15 protein-coding genes are annotated in these 18,150 nt (G+C 63.0%); 8 read left to right on the top strand and 7 right to left on the bottom strand.

The window, feature by feature from the left end:
• Positions 1-414 precede the first annotated feature (414 nt).
• Positions 415-2,589, top strand: coding sequence for a glycogen debranching protein GlgX (gene glgX / locus KBA32_RS02485; protein ID WP_294354799.1), 2,175 nt, complete (start codon positions 415-417; stop codon positions 2,587-2,589).
• On the opposite strand, the gene KBA32_RS02490 is transcribed toward glgX, so the two are convergent.
• The 3 genes from KBA32_RS02490 to KBA32_RS02500 all read right to left on the bottom strand — a co-directional run bounded on the left by KBA32_RS02490 (position 2,579) and on the right by KBA32_RS02500 (position 3,942).
• Positions 2,579-2,914, bottom strand: a complete 336-nt coding sequence (locus tag KBA32_RS02490; protein WP_294354802.1) for an Hpt domain-containing protein — start codon at positions 2,912-2,914, stop codon at positions 2,579-2,581. The genes glgX and KBA32_RS02490 overlap by 11 nt on opposite strands.
• Positions 2,892-3,149 (bottom strand): HD domain-containing phosphohydrolase, encoded by a 258-nt coding sequence (locus KBA32_RS02495; protein WP_294354804.1) that lies wholly within the window; start codon positions 3,147-3,149, stop codon positions 2,892-2,894. The genes KBA32_RS02490 and KBA32_RS02495 overlap by 23 nt, the downstream gene beginning before the upstream one ends.
• 181 nt (positions 3,150-3,330) lie before the next feature.
• On the bottom strand, positions 3,331-3,942 hold the full coding sequence (locus KBA32_RS02500) for an HD domain-containing protein (protein ID WP_294354807.1): 612 nt from the start codon (positions 3,940-3,942) through the stop codon (positions 3,331-3,333).
• Positions 3,943-4,067: 125 nt separating this feature from the next.
• Here KBA32_RS02500 and KBA32_RS02505 point away from each other — a divergent pair, with 125 nt between their 5' ends.
• The 4 genes from KBA32_RS02505 to KBA32_RS02520 all read left to right on the top strand — a co-directional run bounded on the left by KBA32_RS02505 (position 4,068) and on the right by KBA32_RS02520 (position 6,051).
• Positions 4,068-4,607, top strand: coding sequence for a septation protein A (locus KBA32_RS02505; RefSeq protein ID WP_294354811.1), 540 nt, complete (start codon positions 4,068-4,070; stop codon positions 4,605-4,607).
• Entirely contained in the window at positions 4,607-4,909 is a 303-nt protein-coding gene (locus tag KBA32_RS02510; RefSeq protein WP_294354814.1) for a YciI family protein, read from the top strand. Before KBA32_RS02505 ends, KBA32_RS02510 begins: the two co-directional genes overlap by 1 nt.
• Positions 4,910-4,911: 2 nt before the next feature.
• Positions 4,912-5,184 carry a BolA family transcriptional regulator gene (locus tag KBA32_RS02515; protein WP_294354871.1) on the top strand — a complete coding sequence of 91 codons (273 nt, stop codon included), beginning with the start codon at positions 4,912-4,914 and terminating at the stop codon, positions 5,182-5,184.
• Between the two features lie 129 nt (positions 5,185-5,313).
• Positions 5,314-6,051: a peptidylprolyl isomerase gene (locus tag KBA32_RS02520; protein ID WP_294354873.1), complete on the top strand. Its 738-nt coding sequence runs from the start codon at positions 5,314-5,316 to the stop codon at positions 6,049-6,051.
• Positions 6,052-6,134: 83 nt separating this feature from the next.
• Here KBA32_RS02520 and KBA32_RS02525 read toward each other — a convergent pair whose 3' ends face one another.
• Positions 6,135-6,716 (bottom strand): NUDIX hydrolase, encoded by a 582-nt coding sequence (locus tag KBA32_RS02525; protein ID WP_294354817.1) that lies wholly within the window; start codon positions 6,714-6,716, stop codon positions 6,135-6,137.
• Between the two features lie 16 nt (positions 6,717-6,732).
• A complete protein-coding gene (gene purL / locus KBA32_RS02530) occupies positions 6,733-10,659 on the bottom strand; it encodes a phosphoribosylformylglycinamidine synthase (protein ID WP_294354821.1) in 3,927 nt (1,308 codons plus the stop codon).
• Between the two features lie 153 nt (positions 10,660-10,812).
• Here purL and KBA32_RS02535 point away from each other — a divergent pair, with 153 nt between their 5' ends.
• A complete protein-coding gene (locus tag KBA32_RS02535) occupies positions 10,813-12,303 on the top strand; it encodes an NAD(P)H-hydrate dehydratase (protein ID WP_294354824.1) in 1,491 nt (496 codons plus the stop codon).
• Between the two features lie 271 nt (positions 12,304-12,574).
• Positions 12,575-13,552: an amino acid ABC transporter substrate-binding protein gene (locus KBA32_RS02540; RefSeq protein WP_294354826.1), complete on the top strand. Its 978-nt coding sequence runs from the start codon at positions 12,575-12,577 to the stop codon at positions 13,550-13,552.
• Positions 13,553-13,659: 107 nt separating this feature from the next.
• On the opposite strand, the gene denD is transcribed toward KBA32_RS02540, so the two are convergent.
• Together denD and icd are read right to left on the bottom strand one after the other, a co-directional pair.
• Complete coding sequence (gene denD / locus KBA32_RS02545) at positions 13,660-14,634, bottom strand: D-erythronate dehydrogenase (protein WP_294354830.1); 975 nt, start codon at positions 14,632-14,634, stop codon at positions 13,660-13,662.
• Between the two features lie 226 nt (positions 14,635-14,860).
• Positions 14,861-16,090 (bottom strand): NADP-dependent isocitrate dehydrogenase, encoded by a 1,230-nt coding sequence (gene icd / locus KBA32_RS02550; RefSeq protein WP_294354832.1) that lies wholly within the window; start codon positions 16,088-16,090, stop codon positions 14,861-14,863.
• 267 nt (positions 16,091-16,357) lie between these two features.
• Here icd and aceK point away from each other — a divergent pair, with 267 nt between their 5' ends.
• Positions 16,358-18,115: a bifunctional isocitrate dehydrogenase kinase/phosphatase gene (gene aceK / locus KBA32_RS02555; protein WP_294354836.1), complete on the top strand. Its 1,758-nt coding sequence runs from the start codon at positions 16,358-16,360 to the stop codon at positions 18,113-18,115.
• The last annotated feature ends 35 nt before the right edge of the window (positions 18,116-18,150 follow it).

An 18,150-nucleotide genomic window follows, 5' to 3' on the forward strand; every position in this document is an offset into this window, starting at 1 on the left:
CCAGGATCGGCGCAAGACCGACGGTTTCCCGCCCCCCGGCTGCGCCGAACGGCGTATTCAGGCCGAGCGGCGCGGCATTCGCCTGACCGAGTTCGACTTCGACGAACGCATCACCATCGTCGCCCCCCAGACGTACCAGCCATAGGCCGTAACCGGACAAGGGGTTCCCGGTTTTCTGCCTTTCTCTGTGAATCCTCTGTGGCTCTGCGTCTCTGTGGTAGGTGTTGAGCATTCCAAATGCGATTGCCCTGTTCCACGCCCGTCGGGATCGCCAGGATGCGGTCGTGTCGGCTATATTCAGGTGAGACGCCACGCCGATCTGGCGGGCTCGATTGGTGCGCCACGGGCGCCTCGTGGCAATTCTCTGTCTCCAGCAACGCCCATTGACGCAATTCAAGCGATCGGAGCATCGTGATGGACAAACCTGTGATCAAAACCGCGCGCCCGGTGTGGCCGGGCAAGCCTTGCCCCTTGGGTGCGACGTGGGACGGAGAGGGCGTGAATTTCGCGCTCTTCTCGGAACACGCGACGAAAGTTGAGCTGTGCCTGTTCGACACACACGGGCGGCGCGAAATCGAGCGCATCGCCATGCCGCAGCAGACCGATTTCATCTGGCACTGCTATCTGCCGCGCGAACGCCCCGGTCTGCTCTACGGCTACCGCGTGCACGGTCCGTACCGGCCGGAACAGGGTCACCGCTTCAACCCGAACAAGCTGCTGCTCGACCCCTACGCGCGATGCGCGACAAATCGCCTGCGCTGGCACGACGCCCACTTCGGCTACAAGATCGGCGCAAAACACGCCGATCTGTCGTTCGACTGGCGCGACAACGCCGTCCTGATGCCCAAGTCGCAGGTCGTCGACGACCACTTCGACTGGGGCAACGACCGGCCGCCGGCGACGGCGTGGAGCGATTCGCTGATCTATGAACTGCACGTCAAGGGCTTCACGAAGCTGCACCCGGAGGTCCCCGAGAAGCAGCGCGGCACCTACGCGGCGCTGGCCCACCCGGCCGTGCTCAAGCATCTGCACCAGCTCGGCGTCACCGCCGTCGAGCTGATGCCGATCCACGCCTTCGTCGACGACCGCCATCTCGTCGAGAACGGTCGCAGCAACTACTGGGGCTACAACTCGCTCGGCTACTTCATGCCCGATGCGCGCTATGCCGCCAGCGACGACCCGGTCGGCGAGTTCAAATCGATGGTCAAGGCGCTGCACAAGGCGGGCATCGAAGTCATCCTCGACGTCGTCTACAACCACACGGCCGAGGGCAACCACCTCGGCCCGACGCTCAGCTTCCGCGGCATCGACAACGCCGCCTACTACCGCCTGATGCCGGACAACCTGCGCTACTACCGCGACTACACCGGCTGCGGCAACACGCTGAACATGATGCATCCGCACGTGCTGCAGCTGATCATGGATTCGCTGCGCTACTGGGTCACCGAGATGCACATCGACGGTTTCCGCTTCGACCTCGCCGCCACGCTCGCGCGCGAGGCGCACGAGGTCGACCGGTTCGGCGCCTTCTTCGACATCATCCAGCAGGACCCGGTCCTCGCGCGCGTCAAACTGATCGCCGAGCCCTGGGACCTGGGCGAAGGCGGCTATCAGGTCGGCAACTTCCCGGCGCGCTGGAGCGAATGGAACGCGAAGTACCGCGACGCCGTTCGCGCCTACTGGAAAGGCGACGGCAGCCTGATCGGCGACCTGGCCAGCCGCCTGACCGGCTCCAGCGACCTCTACGCGCACAACGGCCGACGCCCCTACGCCAGCGTGAACTTCATCACCGCGCACGACGGCTTCACGCTGCACGATCTGGTCAGCTACGAGAAGAAACACAACGAGGCCAACGGCGAGAAGAACCAGGACGGCGAGTCGAACAACCTGAGCTGGAACTGCGGCGTCGAAGGCGCGACTGACGATCCGGACGTCCTCGCGCTGCGCGCGCGCCAGAAGCGCAACCTGCTGACCACCCTCTTCCTCTCGCAAGGCGTACCGATGCTGCTCGCCGGCGACGAGATGGGGCGCAGCCAGCAGGGCAACAACAACGGCTACAACCAGGACAACGAGACGAGCTGGATCAACTGGTCGCTATCGCCGGCGGACACGGACTTCCTCGCCTTCGTCAGCCGCATCGTCGCGCTGCGCAAGGCGCACCCGATCTTCCGCCGGGAGAGCTTCTTCCAGCCGCACGGCCTCGTCAGTGGCGAGAAGAACATCCTCTGGTTCAACCCGGACGGGCTGGAGATGAGCGATGCGGAATGGGACCTCGGTTTCGCGCGCTGCCTCGGCATGTATCTGGCCGGCGATGCGATCGGCGAGGTCAACGAGCGCGGCGAGCAGGTACGCGACGACGACTTCCTGCTGTTGATCAACGCCCACCATGAGCCGATTCCGTTCCAGATTCCCGGCTTCCGCGGACGCATGCGCTGGCGGGTGGTCGTCGATACGACCGCCCCGGAACTCGTCAGCGCGGAAAAACAGTACGCGCGCGGCAATCTGGTCACCCTGCAAGGGCGTTCGCTGATTCTCCTGCAGCAGTCGCTGCCGACGGCGAAACAGGCCGGGGCGACGGCTACGCCTTGAGCGCCCCGGCCAGCGTATCCACGGCCGCGAGTAGCTCGGCGGTGAGCGTGTCGGCGCCGTTCAGATGGCCAGCGGCGGCGAGTTGTTCGAGCCGCAAGGCAAGCTCGCGTCCGGCCTCGAACGAAAACGTCGCGCACACGCTCTTGACCGTGTGCGCCTCGCGCTGGACCGCCGCCGGGTCGCCGGAATCCAGCGCGTCGACGAGGGCGCGGCGATAGCTCGCGCTCTCCTCGACGAAGAGGCTGGCCACGCTATCGAGCAACTCCTCATCCCCACCCAAACGCTCCAGCGCTTGGGCGCGATCAAAAACCACTGCCGAACTCATTGTCTTCTCCCCTCGTCACCGACACCACCCGCCAATTCAAAGAATCGGCGCCACCACGTCGCGATAGCGTCGCATACACCGCCATCACCTCGGCCCAACTGGCGAAGAAGGCGTCCAGGCAGGCCGGATCGAAATGCCGCCCACGCCCGTCGCGCAAAAGCCCCGCCGCCTGCTTGACCGTCCACGCCTTCCTGTACGGACGTTCCGACGTCAGCGCGTCGAAGACGTCGGCCACTGCAACGATTCGCCCAAACAGCGGAATCGCCTCGCCAGCGACGCCGTAGGGATACCATCGAACTTCTCTTGGTGAGCCACCGCAATCGTCGTCGCGGCTTGCAGGATCGTCGAATCTCTGCCCTTGAGCAACTCGAAACCGATCGTCGTGTGCGTCTTCATCGTCTCAAACTCTTCCGCTGTCAGCGCCCCGGCTTCAGCAGGATCTGGTCGGGAATGCCGATCTTGCCGACATCGTGCATCGGCGCGGCGTGCAGAATCAGTTTCAGCTCGGCTTCCGGCAGACCGAACTGCCGGGCAATCAGGCTGGAATAGTTGGCCATGCGCTGGATATGCGCGCCCGTCTCGGGATCGCGGAACTCGGCCGCGCGCGACATGCGGAACAACCGTTCCTGCTCACGCAAATACACGGCAGCCGTCGCCTTCTCGACTTCCTCCGCCAGCCACGCAGCCTTGTCGGCGAGTTTCTTGCGGCTCGAAGCTTGGTCAGGAAATCCGTCGCGCCCTTTTCCAGGGCTTCGTAGCGCACGCCCTTGTCGTCGTTGACTGTGATCATCAGCACCGGCCCCTTCCCGTCCGGCAACGGCGCGCAGGCGGGCGTCATGTAGTCGACGATGGCCGGATCCGGCGCATTCCCGGAACACCAGGCCAGTCCCGTTTGCGCATCCGGGAACAGGCACGGCTCGCAGGAATCGAGCTTCTTCACCAGGGCGCAGATTGATCTCGCTGTCGTCAACGATGGCGATACGGCACGTGCTCACCTCCGTGCGGTTTGTCATCGGCTGACCGCCCACGCTGAAATCATATGTGCCCGTAGCAGTGAATCAGCGAGCGCCGCGTCGAGCCAATCCGACGCCGCGCATTGGACAGCCGGACACCGAATCAGCCATAATCAAAAGCCATTCTAGCCAGTTTGATCATGAAATTTCTTTTCGACCTGTTCCCCGTCATTCTCTTCTTCGCGGCCTTCAAGTTCGCCGGAATCTACGTCGCCACGGGCGTTGCCATCGCTGCGACCTTCGCCCAGATCGCCTGGGTCTGGTTTCGGAACCGCAAGGTCGACACCATGCTCTGGGTAAGCCTGGTGATCATTTCCGTCTTCGGCGGGATGACGCTGTTTCTCCACGACGAGACCTTCATCAAGTGGAAACCGACCGTGCTCTACTGGGCCTTCGCGGTTGCGCTGGCCGGCGGGGCGCTGTTCTTCAAGAAGAACTTCATCCGCACCATGCTCAGCGAACAGCTGGAACTGCCCGAACATATCTGGAACCGTCTCAACTGGTCGTGGGTCGGATTCTTCGTCTTCATGGGCGTCGCCAACCTGGCCGTCGCCTTCGCCTTCAACCTGTCGACCGACGTCTGGGTCAGCTTCAAGCTGTTCGGCGGCATGGGCCTGATGTTCCTCTTCGCCATGGCACAGGTCCTGATGCTGTCGAAGTACGTCGAGGAAAAAAAATGATGCTCTACGCCATTGTCGGCGAGGACCGCGCCGACTCGCTGGCCGCCCGCCTGGCCGCGCGCCCGGCCCACCTGGAGCGCCTGAAGGCGCTGCAGGAGGACGGCCGCCTGATCCTGGCCGGCCCGTGCCCCACAATCGACGCGCCCGACCCCGGGCCGGCTGGATTCTCCGGCAGCCTGATCGTCGCCGAATTCCCGTCGCTCGAAGCGGCCAAGGCCTGGGCCGACGCCGACCCTTACATCGCCGCCGGCGTCTACGAGAAGGTGATCGTCAAGCCGTTCAAGAAGGCGCTCCCCGCTTGAACCTGTCCGACGACATCGAAACCCTGTTCCACGAGCGGCTGGCCGAACTCAAGCCGGTTCGGCTGGAAATCATCGACGACTCGGCCCTGCATGCCGGACACGCCGGCGCACGCGAGGGCGGCGGCCACTACCGACTGCTCATCGTCGCCGACGCGTTTGCCGGAAAATCGACGGTCAAGCGGCACCGCATGGTGTTCGACGCACTCGGCGAATTGATGCGTAGTAGAATCCATGCCCTGAGCATCCAGTCGATGACGCCGGAAGAAGATCGCTAAAACCATTCGGGGCCGTGCCGACCAAGACATCCGCCTCATTCCCCTGCGACACCCCTCCTCAACACTCAAGGAATCAACCTCATGCACAAACTTTCGAAACTTGCCGCGACGCTGTTCATCGGCACCCTGATGTCGGCCACGGTCATGGCCGCCGGCTCCACTTTCGTGACGGTCAACGGCGTCGCGATTTCGCAATCGCTCGCCGATGCCTTCATCGCCGAACAGACCGCCAAGGGCGCGCAGGATACGCCGGACCTGAAGAATGCCGTGCGTGAAGAGCTCATCCGCCGCGAGCTGCTGGTTCAGGAAGCGAAGAAGGCCGGCCTCGACAAGAAGCCCGACGTTGCCGCCCAGGCCGACGCTGCCCGCGCCGCCATCTATATCCGCGCCTACATCCAGGATTACCTCAAGAAGAACCCGGTCTCCGACGCCCAGCTGCGTGCAGGCTACGAGAAGATCAAGTCGCAGCTCGGCTCCACCGAGTACAAGGCGCGCCACATCCTGGTGAAGACCGAGGAAGAAGCCAAGGCGATCATCGACAACCTCGGCAAGGGCGCGAAGTTCGACGAACTCGCCAAGCAGTCGATCGACCCGGGCTCCAAGGACAAAGGCGGCGACCTCGGCTGGGCCAGCGCCGGCAACTTCGTCAAGCCGTTCAGCGACGCGCTGACCGCGCTGGCCAAGGGCAAGTACACCGAAACGCCGGTCAAGTCCGAGTTCGGCTACCACGTCATCGAGCTCGAAGACACCCGCCCGCTCAATGCGCCGGCGTTCGAGGAACTCAAGCCACGCCTCCTGCAGCAGGCTCAAGGCGAGCAGATCAACAAGATGGTTGAAGAGCTGCGCGGAAAAGCCAAGGTCAACTAAGCGACGACTGCGAACGACAAAACGCCGGATGGTTTACAGCCATCCGGCGTTTTTTGTCGACTGGCGAACCCGTCAGTACCGCATTACCACCCGGCGCGCAGAATCTTCTCCGCCCAGAACAGGCAAGCGACCGTTTTCGCATCGGTGATGTCGCCCGTGCGCACGGCTTCGATCGCCTCGTCGAGCGACATCGTCAGAACGTCGAGAAACTCCTCGTGATCGAGCGATTGTCCTGATTCGTGCTTCTGCAACCCCTCGGCAAGAAAAATCTCGATGCGCTCGTTCGAGTAGCCGACGCAGGGGTGTACGAGTCCGACGTGACGCCACTTCTCGGCCGTGTACCCGGTTTCTTCGAGCAACTCGCGCCGGGCGGTGACGAGCACATCCTCGCCCGGGTCGATCTTTCCGGCCGGCAACTCGAGCAGCGCCTTGCCGAGCGGATAGCGGAACTGGCGTTCGAAAAGCATCTCGCCGTTATCCAGCACGGGAATGACGACCGCAGCACCCTGATGCACGATGTATTCACGCGTGCTCTCCTTGCCGTCGGGTAGCGCGACACGGTCGCAGCGGACGTCGAGCAGCTTGCCGTGGAAGACCTGCGTACCCTCGACCTGCGTTTCGCTCAGATGGCTGAAGTGCGGCGTTTCCTTCAAAACGTGACTCATCTTATCCTCCCGACGCTTAACCGACCCACTTGCGGGCGTTGCGGAACATGCGCATCCACGGCGAATCCTCGCCGAGATTGTCCGGATGCCACGACATCTGCACGCTGCGGAAAACCCGCTCCGGGTGCGGCATCATGATCGTGAAGCGGCCGTCGGCCGTCGTCACCCCGGCGATGCCGGCGGGCGAGCCGTTCGGGTTGTACGGATAGACTTCGGTCGCATTGCCAGAGTTGTCGAGGTAACGCATGGCGACCGGCACGTGCGCCTGCTGCTCGGCCGAGTCGAATTCGGCGCGGCCTTCACCGTGCGAGACGACGACCGGCATCCGGCTGCCCGCCATGCCGCCGAAGAACATCGACGGTGATTCAGGCAGCTCGACCATCGTAAAGCGCGCCTCGAACTGCTCGACCTTGTTGCGCTCGAAACGCGGCCAGGCGTCGGCGCCGGGAATCAGCGACTTCAGCGCGCTCATCATCTGGCAGCCGTTGCAGACACCAAGCGCGAAGGTGTCGGCGCGGCCGAAGAAGGCCGAGAACTCGTCGCGCGCGCGCGGGTTGAAGAGGATGGTGCGCGCCCAGCCCTTGCCCGCGCCGAGCACATCGCCGTAGGAGAAGCCACCACAGGCAACCGCACCCTTGAAGTCGGCCAGCGCGACGCGGCCGGCGAGGATGTCGCTCATATGCACATCAACCGCAGCGAAACCGGCACGGTCGAACGCCGCCGCCATTTCGACGTGGCCATTGACGCCCTGCTCGCGCAGGATCGCGACCTTGGGCCGCGCGCCCGTCGCGATGAACGGCGCGGCGATGTCCACCGCTGGGTCGAAAGTCAGCGCGACGGAGAGACCGGCGTCGGATGGGTCGAGGATGCGGTCGAATTCCTGCTGCGCGCATTCCGGGTTGTCGCGCAACGCCTGCATGCGGAAGGTCATCTCCGACCAGGCGCGCTGCAGATCGACGCGCGTCTCGGCGAACACGGTCTTGCCTTGCGCGGTGATGCGCAAGTCGTCGCTCGCATTCGGCGCACCGATGAAACTCGCGTAGCCATGCACGCCGGCGTCGCGCAACTGCGTCATGACGCGCGTGCGATCGGCACGGCGGATCTGCAGCACGGCGCCCAGCTCCTCGGCGAACAACGCGGCAACGACGCCGGCTGGCGAACCGTCGCACAGCGCATCGACATCGACCGAAACGCCGCAATGCGCAGCAAAGGCCATCTCGCCGACGGTCGCGAACAAGCCGCCGTCGCCGCGATCATGGTAGGCGAGGATCAGGTTATCGGCGGCGAGCTTCTGCACGGCGTAGAAGAAGGCTGGCAAGAGCGCCGATTCATCGACGTCCGGCACGACCGAGCCGGTGGTGTTGAACACCTGCGCCAGCGCCGAGCCGCCCAAACGGTTCTTGCCGGCGCCCAGGTCGATCAACAGCAGGTCCGTTTCACCGGCATCGAGTCGAAGCTGCGGCGTCAGTGTGCGGCTGGCGTCCTGCACCGGCGCGAAGGAACTGATGATCAGCGAGAGCGGCGAGACGACCTGCTTCTTCTCGCCAGCGTCTTCCCAGGCCGTGCGCATCGAGAGCGAGTCCTTGCCGACCGGAATCGAGACGCCGATCTGCTGGCAGATGTCGGAGACGGCACGCACGGTGTCGAACAGGCGCGCGTCCTCGCCCGGTACGCCAGCCGGTGCCATCCAGTTGGCCGAGAGCTTCACGTCGCCGAGCTTGGCGATGCGCGCCGCGGCGATGTTGGTCAGCGCTTCACCCAAGGCCATGCGGCCGGAAGCCGGCGCGTCGAGGATCGCCAGCGGGGCGCGCTCGCCCATGGCGAAGGCTTCGCCGCGCAGCGTGCGGTAGCCCATCGTCGTTACCGCGACGTCGGCCACCGGCACTTGCCACGGGCCGACCATCTGGTCGCGCGCGGTCATGCCGCCCACCGTGCGGTCGCCGATCGAGATCAGGAAAGTCTTGTTGGCCACGGCCGGCAGGCGCAGCACGCGGTAGGCCGCGTCCTTCAGATCAACCGAAGCCGGATCGAAGGGCACGTCGACGCTCGGCAGGTGCGCCACCTCGCGCGTCATGCGCGGCGGTTTGCCGAGCAGCGCATCCATGTCCATGTCGACCGGGTTATTGCCGAAGTGTCGGTCGGCGACGACCAGGCGGTTGTCGTCGGTCGCCACGCCGACCACGGCGAACGGGCAACGCTCGCGCTCGCTGAAGGCCTTGAACTCGGGCAGACGGCTCGCCGGAATCGCCATCACGTAGCGCTCCTGCGCCTCGTTGCTCCAGATTTCGGCCGGCGACATGCCCGGTTCCTCGATCTTCACGTCGCGCAGCTCGAAGCGCGCGCCGCAACCAGCGCCGTGCGCGAGTTCAGGCAAGGCGTTGGAGATGCCGCCTGCACCGACGTCATGCACAGAGAGGATAGGGTTGCCGTCGCCCACGGCTGCAATGTCGTTTTTCGGCGCGCCCATCTGCCAGCAGCGGTCGATCACTTCCTGCGCGCGGCGTTGCATTTCCGGATTGCCACGTTGCACGGAGGCGAAGTCGAGATCCTCGCTGTTGGCGCCGGTGCTCATCGAGCTCGCCGCACCGCCGCCGAGGCCGATCAGCATGCCGGGGCCGCCCAGTTGAATGAGCAACGTGCCGGCCGGGAAGGTCTCGGACTTGAACGACTGGTCGTCCGAGATGTTGCCGACGCCGCCGGCGACCATGATCGGCTTGTGATAGCCGCGCACGACGGCGTCCGCGCCGCTGCCGACGCGCTGTTCATAGGTGCGGAAGTAGCCCGAGAGGTTCGGGCGACCGAATTCGTTGTTGAACGCCGCCGCGCCGATCGGCCCTTCGAGCATGATGTCGAGCGCCGAGGCGATGCGCGACGGCCGGCCGTAGCCGGCGATTTCGGCTTCCCACGGTTGTTGCGCCTCGGGAATGTTCAGGTTGGAGACCGAGAAGCCGCAGAGGCCGGCCTTCGGCTTGGAACCGCGCCCGGTCGCGCCCTCGTCGCGGATTTCGCCGCCGGAGCCGGTGGCAGCGCCGGGGAAGGGCGAGATCGCCGTCGGGTGATTGTGCGTCTCGACCTTGGCGAGGATGTGCGTGAGTTCCTCGTTCCAACCGTAGGTGCCGTCGGCTGCCGGCCACAGGCGCTCGACCTGGGTACCTTCGAAGACCGAGGAATTGTCCGAGTAGACGACGACGTTGCCGTCCGGATTCGCGGCATGCGTCTCGCGAATCATGCCGAACAGCGTCTCCTTCTTTGCCTGGCCGTCGATCACCCACGAGGCGTTGAAGATCTTGTGCCGGCAGTGCTCGGAGTTGGCCTGCGCGAACATCATCAGCTCGACGTCGGTCGGATTGCGCTTCGTCTTGCTGACGAAGAGGTCGACGAGGTAGTCGATCTCATCCTCCGACAGCGCCAGACCGAGGCGGCCGTTGGCCTCGACCAGCGCGGCGCGCCCGCCTTGCAGGAGGTCGACCGAGGTCATCGGCTTGGGCGAGAAGTGGCGGAAGAGTTCGGCGGTCTCGCTGAAGTCGGCGAGCACCGTTTCGATCATGCGGTCGTGCAGGAACGCGGCGACCTGAACGCGAAGATCTGCCGAAACGCCCTCGATGCGATAGGCCACGCCGCGCTCGATGCGCTCAACGGCCGAAAGCCCGCAGTTCCAGGCAATATCCGTCGCCTTCGACGACCAGGGAGAAATCGTGCCGATGCGCGGCGTCACGAGATAGAGGTCGCCGCTCGCCTGACCTTCGTCGCCATGCTCTTCAAGCAAGGCCCCCAGTTGCCGCCGTGCGCCGTCATCCAGCGTTGCGTTCAGTTTGACGATGTGCCGGTAGTCGGCGCTGACGATACGCGCACCGGGCACAAGCGCCTGGATGCGCTGCTGCAAACCCTGAAGACGGAAAGCCGAAAACGCGGAAGCACCGCGCAGAAAGAGAATGTCGGTCATGGCGAGCCTGGGGAAAGGGCAGGAAACCTGCGTGGAAACAAGGAGAAGGCGCAATTATAGCCGAGAGCCCACGCCCCCTGCCGGCGCGGAGGGAGCGCCCACGCCGGCTTCGTGCTTAAATGGCCGTCCCGCTCTTTTTCGCTGGATCGTGCCATGCCCTCCACTCCTCTCTTTCGTGCCGCCGCGCTGCGCCGCATCGAGGCGACAGCGGCCGATCAACCGCTGATGCAGCGCGCCGGGCGCGCTGCAGCCGACCTGGCCAGCTTCATCTGCCCCCGGCGCGATGCGCCGATCCTCGTGCTTGCCGGGCCGGGCAACAATGGCGGCGATGCCTTCGAAATGGCGCGTCTTCTGCGTGATCGGCAATTCGAAACACACGTCGTTTTCGTCGGCGCCGAAGACCGTTTGCCGACCGACGCAGCCACGGCTTATCGGCGCTTCGCCGCCGCAGGCGGAACAACCCATCCGGATGTGCCGCAGGACATCCGCTGGTCGATGATCGTCGACGGCCTGTTCGGCATCGGCCTCGCGCGCGCGATCGAGGAACCCTACGCCGGGCTGATCCGGACGGCGAATGCCTTGTCTGCGCGCGACGCGTGTCCGCTCCTCGCACTCGACTGCCCGAGCGGACTCGACGCCGACACCGGCAGGACGCTGGGCGAGACCATCCGCGCCACGCATACGCTGACCTTCATCGGCAACAAGCCCGGCCTGCTAACAGCCGACGGGCCGGATCACTGCGGCGAAGTCTCGCTGGCGACGCTCGACGTCGGCGCCAGCGCCGTCAAGGAAGATACAGGACGCACCGTTGCCCCCGATCTTTTCGCGCAACTTCTGCGTCCGCGCCTGGCGAACAGCCACAAGGGCAGCTTCGGCAACGCCGGCATTCTCGGCGGCACACGCAGCATGGTCGGCGCAACGCTGCTTGCAGCCCGTGCGGCATTGCGCCTGGGCAGCGGTCGCGTCTATGTCGGACTGCTCGACGAGTACGCACCGGCGCTCGATATTCAGCAACCGGAACTGATGATGCGCTCGCCGGGCAAACTGCTGACGACCGAGCTCACCGCACTGGCCTGCGGCCCCGGCATGGGAACAAGCCACGAGGCCGGCGTCATCCTCGACGGCGTCGTCAACCTCAGGCTGCCGCTGGTCCTCGATGCCGATGCGCTGAATCTGGTCGCCTGCGAGGGCGATCTGCATGTTTCGCTCGCGACCCGGAAATTCCCGACCTTGCTGACGCCGCACCCGGCCGAGGCTGCGCGTCTGCTCGATTGCAGCATTGCACAGATCCAGGCCGACCGGCCTGGCGCGGCGCTCGAACTGTCGGCGACCTACAACGCGCACGTCGCGCTCAAGGGGTGCGGCACGATCGTTGCCACGCCCGACGGCGACTGGTTTGTCAATACAAGCGGCAATCCGGGACTGGCGACGGCCGGCAGCGGCGACGTGCTCACCGGTCTGGTCGTGGCATTGCTGGCGCAGCACTGGCCGCCGCAGGCGGCGCTGCTCGCTGCCGTGCACCTGCATGGTTGTGCGGCCGACGGGCTGGTCGCGCAGGGTTGCGGCCCGATCGGACTGACCGCGGGCGAACTGATCGATAGCGCCCGCGCCTGCTTCAATCGGTGGATCGCCGAAAGGCATTGACGAGAATCGCGGTTGGAGGGCAGATCGGCTACGCCCCGCATCTGGACGGGCAGTTGGCTTGTTGATATTCAATTGCCAATCTCTAATATTCTGTTGACTGTCCGCAAACCAAAGGTCTACCCTTCCACGGCTGCGAAAAAACACCCGCTGCTCGGCCGGACCGATGAAAAGTCAGTTCCGGTAAAAAAATGGCGGAAAAAATGCCACAAAGTGCCTGGTACCTGCGCACCGAGCCAGCCAATAATCACATGCTTTTCCGGGAGGATCGACCTTGAAGTTAACTGCACTTGTCGGAGCCGACAGAATCTCCGTAGTCAATCGCCTGCGCGCCGCCTGCCTGACGCTCGCCTTGTTGGTATCAAGTTCCGCGATCGCGGCAACAACGCTCGAAAAGATCGCGCAGGACGGCGCCATCAAGCTCGGTTACCAGATCGCACCGCCTTTCTCCTATCTCGACGAGGCCGGAAATCGTATCGGTTATTCGATCGACATCTGCATGAAGGTCGTCGATGCCATCAAGCGCGACTTGAAACGCCCCGACCTCGCAGTCAAGTTCGTACCGGTGACCTCGGTGACGCGCTATCCGGCGCTGATCGACGGCCAGATCGACCTCGAATGTGCCAACACGCCAAACCGGGCGGACGACCGCAGACGGGTCGCCTTCACCATTCCGACCTTCATGGCGGTGACGCGCCTGATGGTTCGCGAAGGCAGCAGCATCAAGACCATCTACGATCTGAAAGACAAGACCGTCGTAACCATCTGGGGCTCGAACATCGAGAAGACCTTCGACCAGATGAACTCGAAGCTCACCCTGCGCGCCAGCAACCTGATCACCAACGACTTCGACGGCTCGCTCTCGGTGATGGAGACCAACACGGCCGACGCTTTCATGATGGACGACGTTCTTCTGAAACTGATGCAGGCGGCCTCGAAAAACAAGACGAAGTACGTCATCACCAAGGGCGACCTCGCCATCCAGCCGCTCTCGCTCATGATGCGCAAGGACGACCCCGAGTTCAAAAAAATCGTCGACACCGAAGTGACACGGATCATCACCAAGGGCGAGATCTATCCGCTCTACAAGAAATGGTTTGAATCGTCGATCCCGCCGGTGCAGATCAACCCGATGTACCAGAAGTGGTCAGAAATGGAAACGCCCCCCAACGAGATCAACCTGAACCTGCCGATGGTGTACATGCTGCGCGACTCGTTCAAGGTGCCGACCGACTGGGTACCGGAGTTCTGATCGGCAACGCTTCCGACCTTCGAAACACAAAAACCGCATCGGCCATACCCGGCTGATGCGGTTTTTTCTTGCCTGCGCCACCGCCGCGCTGCGGCGTTGTGCCACAACTACCCGACCAGATCGTCCTTGATGAAGGCGCGGACGATGCTCTCGAAGTCCTGATCGCCCTTGAAGCCGAGCATGTGCGCGCGGCGCGCATCCCAGCGCGTCGGCCAGGTGCCGATGATGCGCTGCACGGCTGGATCCGCTTCCCAATGGATCTTGCGCGTTGCGCCGGGTCCGGCGATCTTGCCAAGCACTTCGACCATTTCACCGACGGTTACCGTCACGCCGGGCAGGTTGATCACATGCGTCTGCCCGAACGCCTCGGCACCCAGATCGTGCGCCCAGATCATGCACTCGACCGCCTGGCGCGGCGACATGAGCAGGAGATGCATGTCGGCCGTCACCGGACAGACCGTGTCCACGCCATTCAGCGGTTCGCGGATGATGCCGCTGGCAAACGACGAAGCCGCCTTGTTCGGCTTGCCGGGACGCACGGAGATCGTCGGCAGGCGCAGGCCACGTCCGTCGATGAAGCCCTTGCGACTGTAGTCAGAGAGCAACAGCTCGCAAATCGCTTTCTGCACGCCGTAAGACGTTTTCGGATTGAGCGCCGTGTCGTCGTGCACCACTTCGGGAAGATTGCCGCCATAGACCGCCAGCGAACTGGCGAAGATGACCTTCGGGCAATGCCCCACGGCGCGGCACGTCTCGAACAGCACTTGCGTCGCATCGAGATTGACGCGCATGCCCAAATCAAAGTCGTCCTCTGACTGACTGCTGACCACCGCCGCCAGGTGGAAAATCGACGCGGTCTCCGCATCGATGACCGTACCAACGGTCGCCGCGTCAGCGACGTCGCCCTGCACCACCCGCACCCGCGGATCCGAAAAACCGAGCACCGGCACCGCGTCGAACAACACCAGCTGATCGATCTTTTCCTCTTCGCCCTCGGCGTTCTTCAACGCGCCCTTTTGCAGCAAGCGTTTAGCCAAACGCCGACCGAGAAAGCCGGCGCCTCCCGTGATCAAGACCTTCATGACTTCTCCTCAAGACTTGCGAAAAAATCTTCTCGGTACGGCCTCAGCCGAAACGCACGATGGTTGCAGCCATGCTAGCGAATTCATCCGGCCAACGGAATAGAAAACCTGGCACGACGAACACTGCCTGTGGCAATTTCGCGAAGAATTCCGGCAAGGCACGCGATCGATGGTCGAAAAAAATCCCCGTTGCCGGGGATTCTTGGTTGACGCGCTTGGCGGCGGATTACATGCGCGCGATCATCGCGTCGCCGAAGGCCGAGCACGACACCTCGGTGGCGCCGTCCATCAGGCGGGCAAAGTCGTAGGTCACGACCTTGTCGCTGATCGCCGCCTCCATCGACTTGATGATCAGGTCGGCGGCTTCGGTCCAGCCGAGGTGGCGCAGCATCATTTCGGCCGAGAGGATCAGCGAGCCGGGATTCACCTTGTCCTGCCCGGCGTACTTCGGCGCGGTGCCGTGCGTCGCTTCGAAGCAGGCGTATTGATCGGAGATGTTGGCGCCCGGCGCGATGCCGATGCCGCCGACCTGCGCCGCCAGCGCGTCGGAGACGTAGTCGCCATTGAGGTTGAGCGTGGCAATCACGTCGTATTCGGCCGGACGCAACAGGATCTGCTGCAGGAAGGCATCGGCGATGACGTCCTTGATGACGATACCGTTCGGCAGCTTGAGCCACGGCCCGCCGTCGATCTCGACACCGCCAAACTCGCTCTTCGCCAGCGCGTAGGCCCAATCGCGGAATCCACCTTCGGTGAATTTCATGATGTTGCCCTTGTGCACGATCGTCACCGACTTGCGATTGTTGGCGATGGCGTACTTGATCGCGGCGCGCACCAGGCGCTCAGTACCGTCCTTCGACACCGGCTTGATGCCGATAGACGAGGTTTCCGGGAAGCGGATCTTCTTGACGCCCATTTCCTCCTGCAGGAACTTGACGACCTTCTTGCAGGCATCGGTGCCGGCCTGCCATTCGACGCCGGCGTAGATGTCCTCGGTGTTCTCGCGGAAGATGACCATGTTGGTCTTTTCCGGATTCTTCAGCGGCGACGGCACGCCCTTGAAGTACTGCACCGGGCGAACGCACTGGTAGAGGTCGAGTTCCTGACGCAGCGCGACGTTGAGCGAACGGATGCCGCCGCCGACCGGCGTCGTCATCGGTCCCTTGATCGAGACCGAGTATTCCTTGAGCGTTTCCAGCGTCTCGGTCGACAGCCAGACGTCGGCGCCGTAAACCTTGGTCGATTTCTCGCCGGCATAGACCTCCATCCAGTGGATTTTCTTCTTGCCGCCGTAGGCCTTGGCGACTGCGGCGTCGACCACCTTGATCATCACCGGCGTGATATCGACGCCGATCCCGTCCCCTTCGATAAACGGAATAATCGGGTTATCGGGAATGGCTTGCCCCGGGACGATCTTTTGGCCGCCCTGCGGAACCTTGATCAGACTTTCGCTCATGTTCACTCCATGTTGGTGATTTGGTTATATCCTAGTCACGCGCCAGCAACCCTGCTTGACGGACTTCTTTTGCAGCTGAAAATACTGTTGGTGCAACAACGTTTCGAGCATTTCGGTAAGCCTTCAGGCGTCTCGCTGGTACCTGCGCCGGCCGATTATGTCCGAAATGGCAACGCATCGCCAGCACGCGCAACCTCTCGATTGTCATAAGAATTGCAGCAATCCCAACCTTCAACCGCCCGTGTTGAAACTTGCCGGCAGACCCCTATGGACATATCGACCAGCTCGAATCCCGTTGCCATGCAGATCGCCAAAGCGATGCTCGAAGGCTTCGATCGCCACTACTCGTCGATCCGCGAATACGGCCGGCAAGCCAAGCGCCTCTTCGAAGCCGGCGACTGGAAAGGCGTGCATCAAGCCGTCCGTGAACGCATTCCGTCCTACGACATCCGAGCGAGCGAAACAGCTCGCTTTCTTGCCGAAAAGTTCGCGACCGTCTCGCTTGCCTATGACACCTGGCAGCAAGTCAAGCTGTTCTATATCGGCCAACTGATCAACCACAAACAGCCCGAACTCGCTGAGACATTCTTCAACTCGGTTTGTTCAAGGCTTTTGCATAGAACGTATTTCCATAACGACTACGTTTTCGCCCGCCCGGCCGTTTCGACCGAGTACATCCTCTCTGATCCGCCCGTCTATTCGAGCTACTACCCGATGCGGCACGGGTTGCACCTGACAATCAAGCAGATCGTTCTCGATTTCGACTGGCAAAGGCCGTTCGAAGACCTCGATCGCGATGTCGGCCACATTGTGAACACTGTTGAACGCTTCCTCGGCGGTTGGCCAAAAGCCGAGGCCAACGTCCAGATCCAGGTGCTTTACTCCGCGTTCTACCGAAACAAGGGCGCCTACATCTTTGGCAAGGCGATCAACGGCACCGTCGAAACTCCCTTCGCCATTCCTGTGCTCCACACGCCCGATAGCAAGTTATTTCTCGACACGGTATTGCTCGAACCATGGCGGATCGTCGTGCTCTTTTCGCTGTCGCGCGCCTACTTCATGGTCGACATGGAAGTGCCTTCGGGCTACGTCCAGTTTCTGCTCAGTATGCTCCCGAACAAGCCGCGTTCAGAGCTCTACACCATGCTCGGCCTCGGCAAGCAGGGAAAGACGATGTTCTTCCGCGACTTGATGGCACACCTGCGCCATTCCGACGACCAGTTCGTCATCGCCCCCGGCGTGCGCGGCATGGTCATGCTGGTCTTCACGCTGCCGTCCTACCCCTACGTCTTCAAGATCATCAAGGACGTCTTCGCCGCGACCAAGGAAGTGGACCACGAGACGGTCAAGGCAAAATACCTGCTCGTCAAACAGGTTGATCGCGTCGGTCGCATGGCTGACACACTTGAGTTCTCGCTGGTGGCGCTGCCAAAGAGCCGGTTTTCGGACGAGCTACTGGAGGCGCTGAGAACGCAGGTACCTTCCCTGCTGGAAGAAGACGGTAACGACCTGATCATCCGCCACCTGTACATTGAGCGGCGAATGACGCCGCTCAATCTCTATCTCGACGCGGCCACGCCGGCGCAGATCGATCACGCCGTTCTGGAATACGGCAACGCCATCCGCGAACTTGCCAGCGCCAACATCTTCCCCGGCGACATGCTGTGGAAGAACTTTGGCGTCACCAGCTACAACCGTGTGGTCTTCTACGACTACGACGAAATCGAATACATGACCGACTGCAACTTCCGCGTCATCCCCGAGCCGCCGTATCCGGAAATGGAGATGTCGAGCGAACCCTGGTATTCAGTCGCACGCAACGACATTTTCCCCGAGGAGTTCGCCTCCTTCCTGCTTGGATCACCGAAGGTGCGCGAAGCTTTCCTCAAGTATCACCACGACCTGCTCGACGTCGGCTTCTGGAAAGAAACGCAGGCGAAGATTCGCGCCGGGCACGTCGTCGATTTCTTCCCCTACGCGGAAGAGCTGCGGTTCTGCAACGCGTTCAAACCCTCGCCATCCTGACAAGGCAGCCCACCTCGGAACGAAGACGAAAAAAA

This window comes from Propionivibrio sp. (genome assembly GCF_017995515.1).
Lineage (GTDB): Bacteria > Pseudomonadota > Gammaproteobacteria > Burkholderiales > Rhodocyclaceae > Propionivibrio.

Bases quoted from the DNA above. Each gene is read 5' to 3' on its own strand.
- purL (WP_294354821.1), bottom strand. From the start codon at position 10,659: ATGACCGACATTCTCTTTCTGCGCGGTGCTTCCGCGTTTTCGGCTTTC.
- KBA32_RS02490 (WP_294354802.1), bottom strand. From the start codon at position 2,914: ATGAGTTCGGCAGTGGTTTTTGATCGCGCCCAAGCGCTGGAGCGTTTG.
- denD (WP_294354830.1), bottom strand. From the start codon at position 14,634: ATGAAGGTCTTGATCACGGGAGGCGCCGGCTTTCTCGGTCGGCGTTTG.
- icd (WP_294354832.1), bottom strand. From the start codon at position 16,090: ATGAGCGAAAGTCTGATCAAGGTTCCGCAGGGCGGCCAAAAGATCGTC.
- KBA32_RS02510 (WP_294354814.1), top strand. From the start codon at position 4,607: ATGCTCTACGCCATTGTCGGCGAGGACCGCGCCGACTCGCTGGCCGCC.
- KBA32_RS02525 (WP_294354817.1), bottom strand. From the start codon at position 6,716: ATGAGTCACGTTTTGAAGGAAACGCCGCACTTCAGCCATCTGAGCGAA.
- glgX (WP_294354799.1), top strand. From the start codon at position 415: ATGGACAAACCTGTGATCAAAACCGCGCGCCCGGTGTGGCCGGGCAAG.
- KBA32_RS02520 (WP_294354873.1), top strand. From the start codon at position 5,314: ATGTCGGCCACGGTCATGGCCGCCGGCTCCACTTTCGTGACGGTCAAC.
- KBA32_RS02535 (WP_294354824.1), top strand. From the start codon at position 10,813: ATGCCCTCCACTCCTCTCTTTCGTGCCGCCGCGCTGCGCCGCATCGAG.
- aceK (WP_294354836.1), top strand. From the start codon at position 16,358: ATGGACATATCGACCAGCTCGAATCCCGTTGCCATGCAGATCGCCAAA.
- KBA32_RS02505 (WP_294354811.1), top strand. From the start codon at position 4,068: ATGAAATTTCTTTTCGACCTGTTCCCCGTCATTCTCTTCTTCGCGGCC.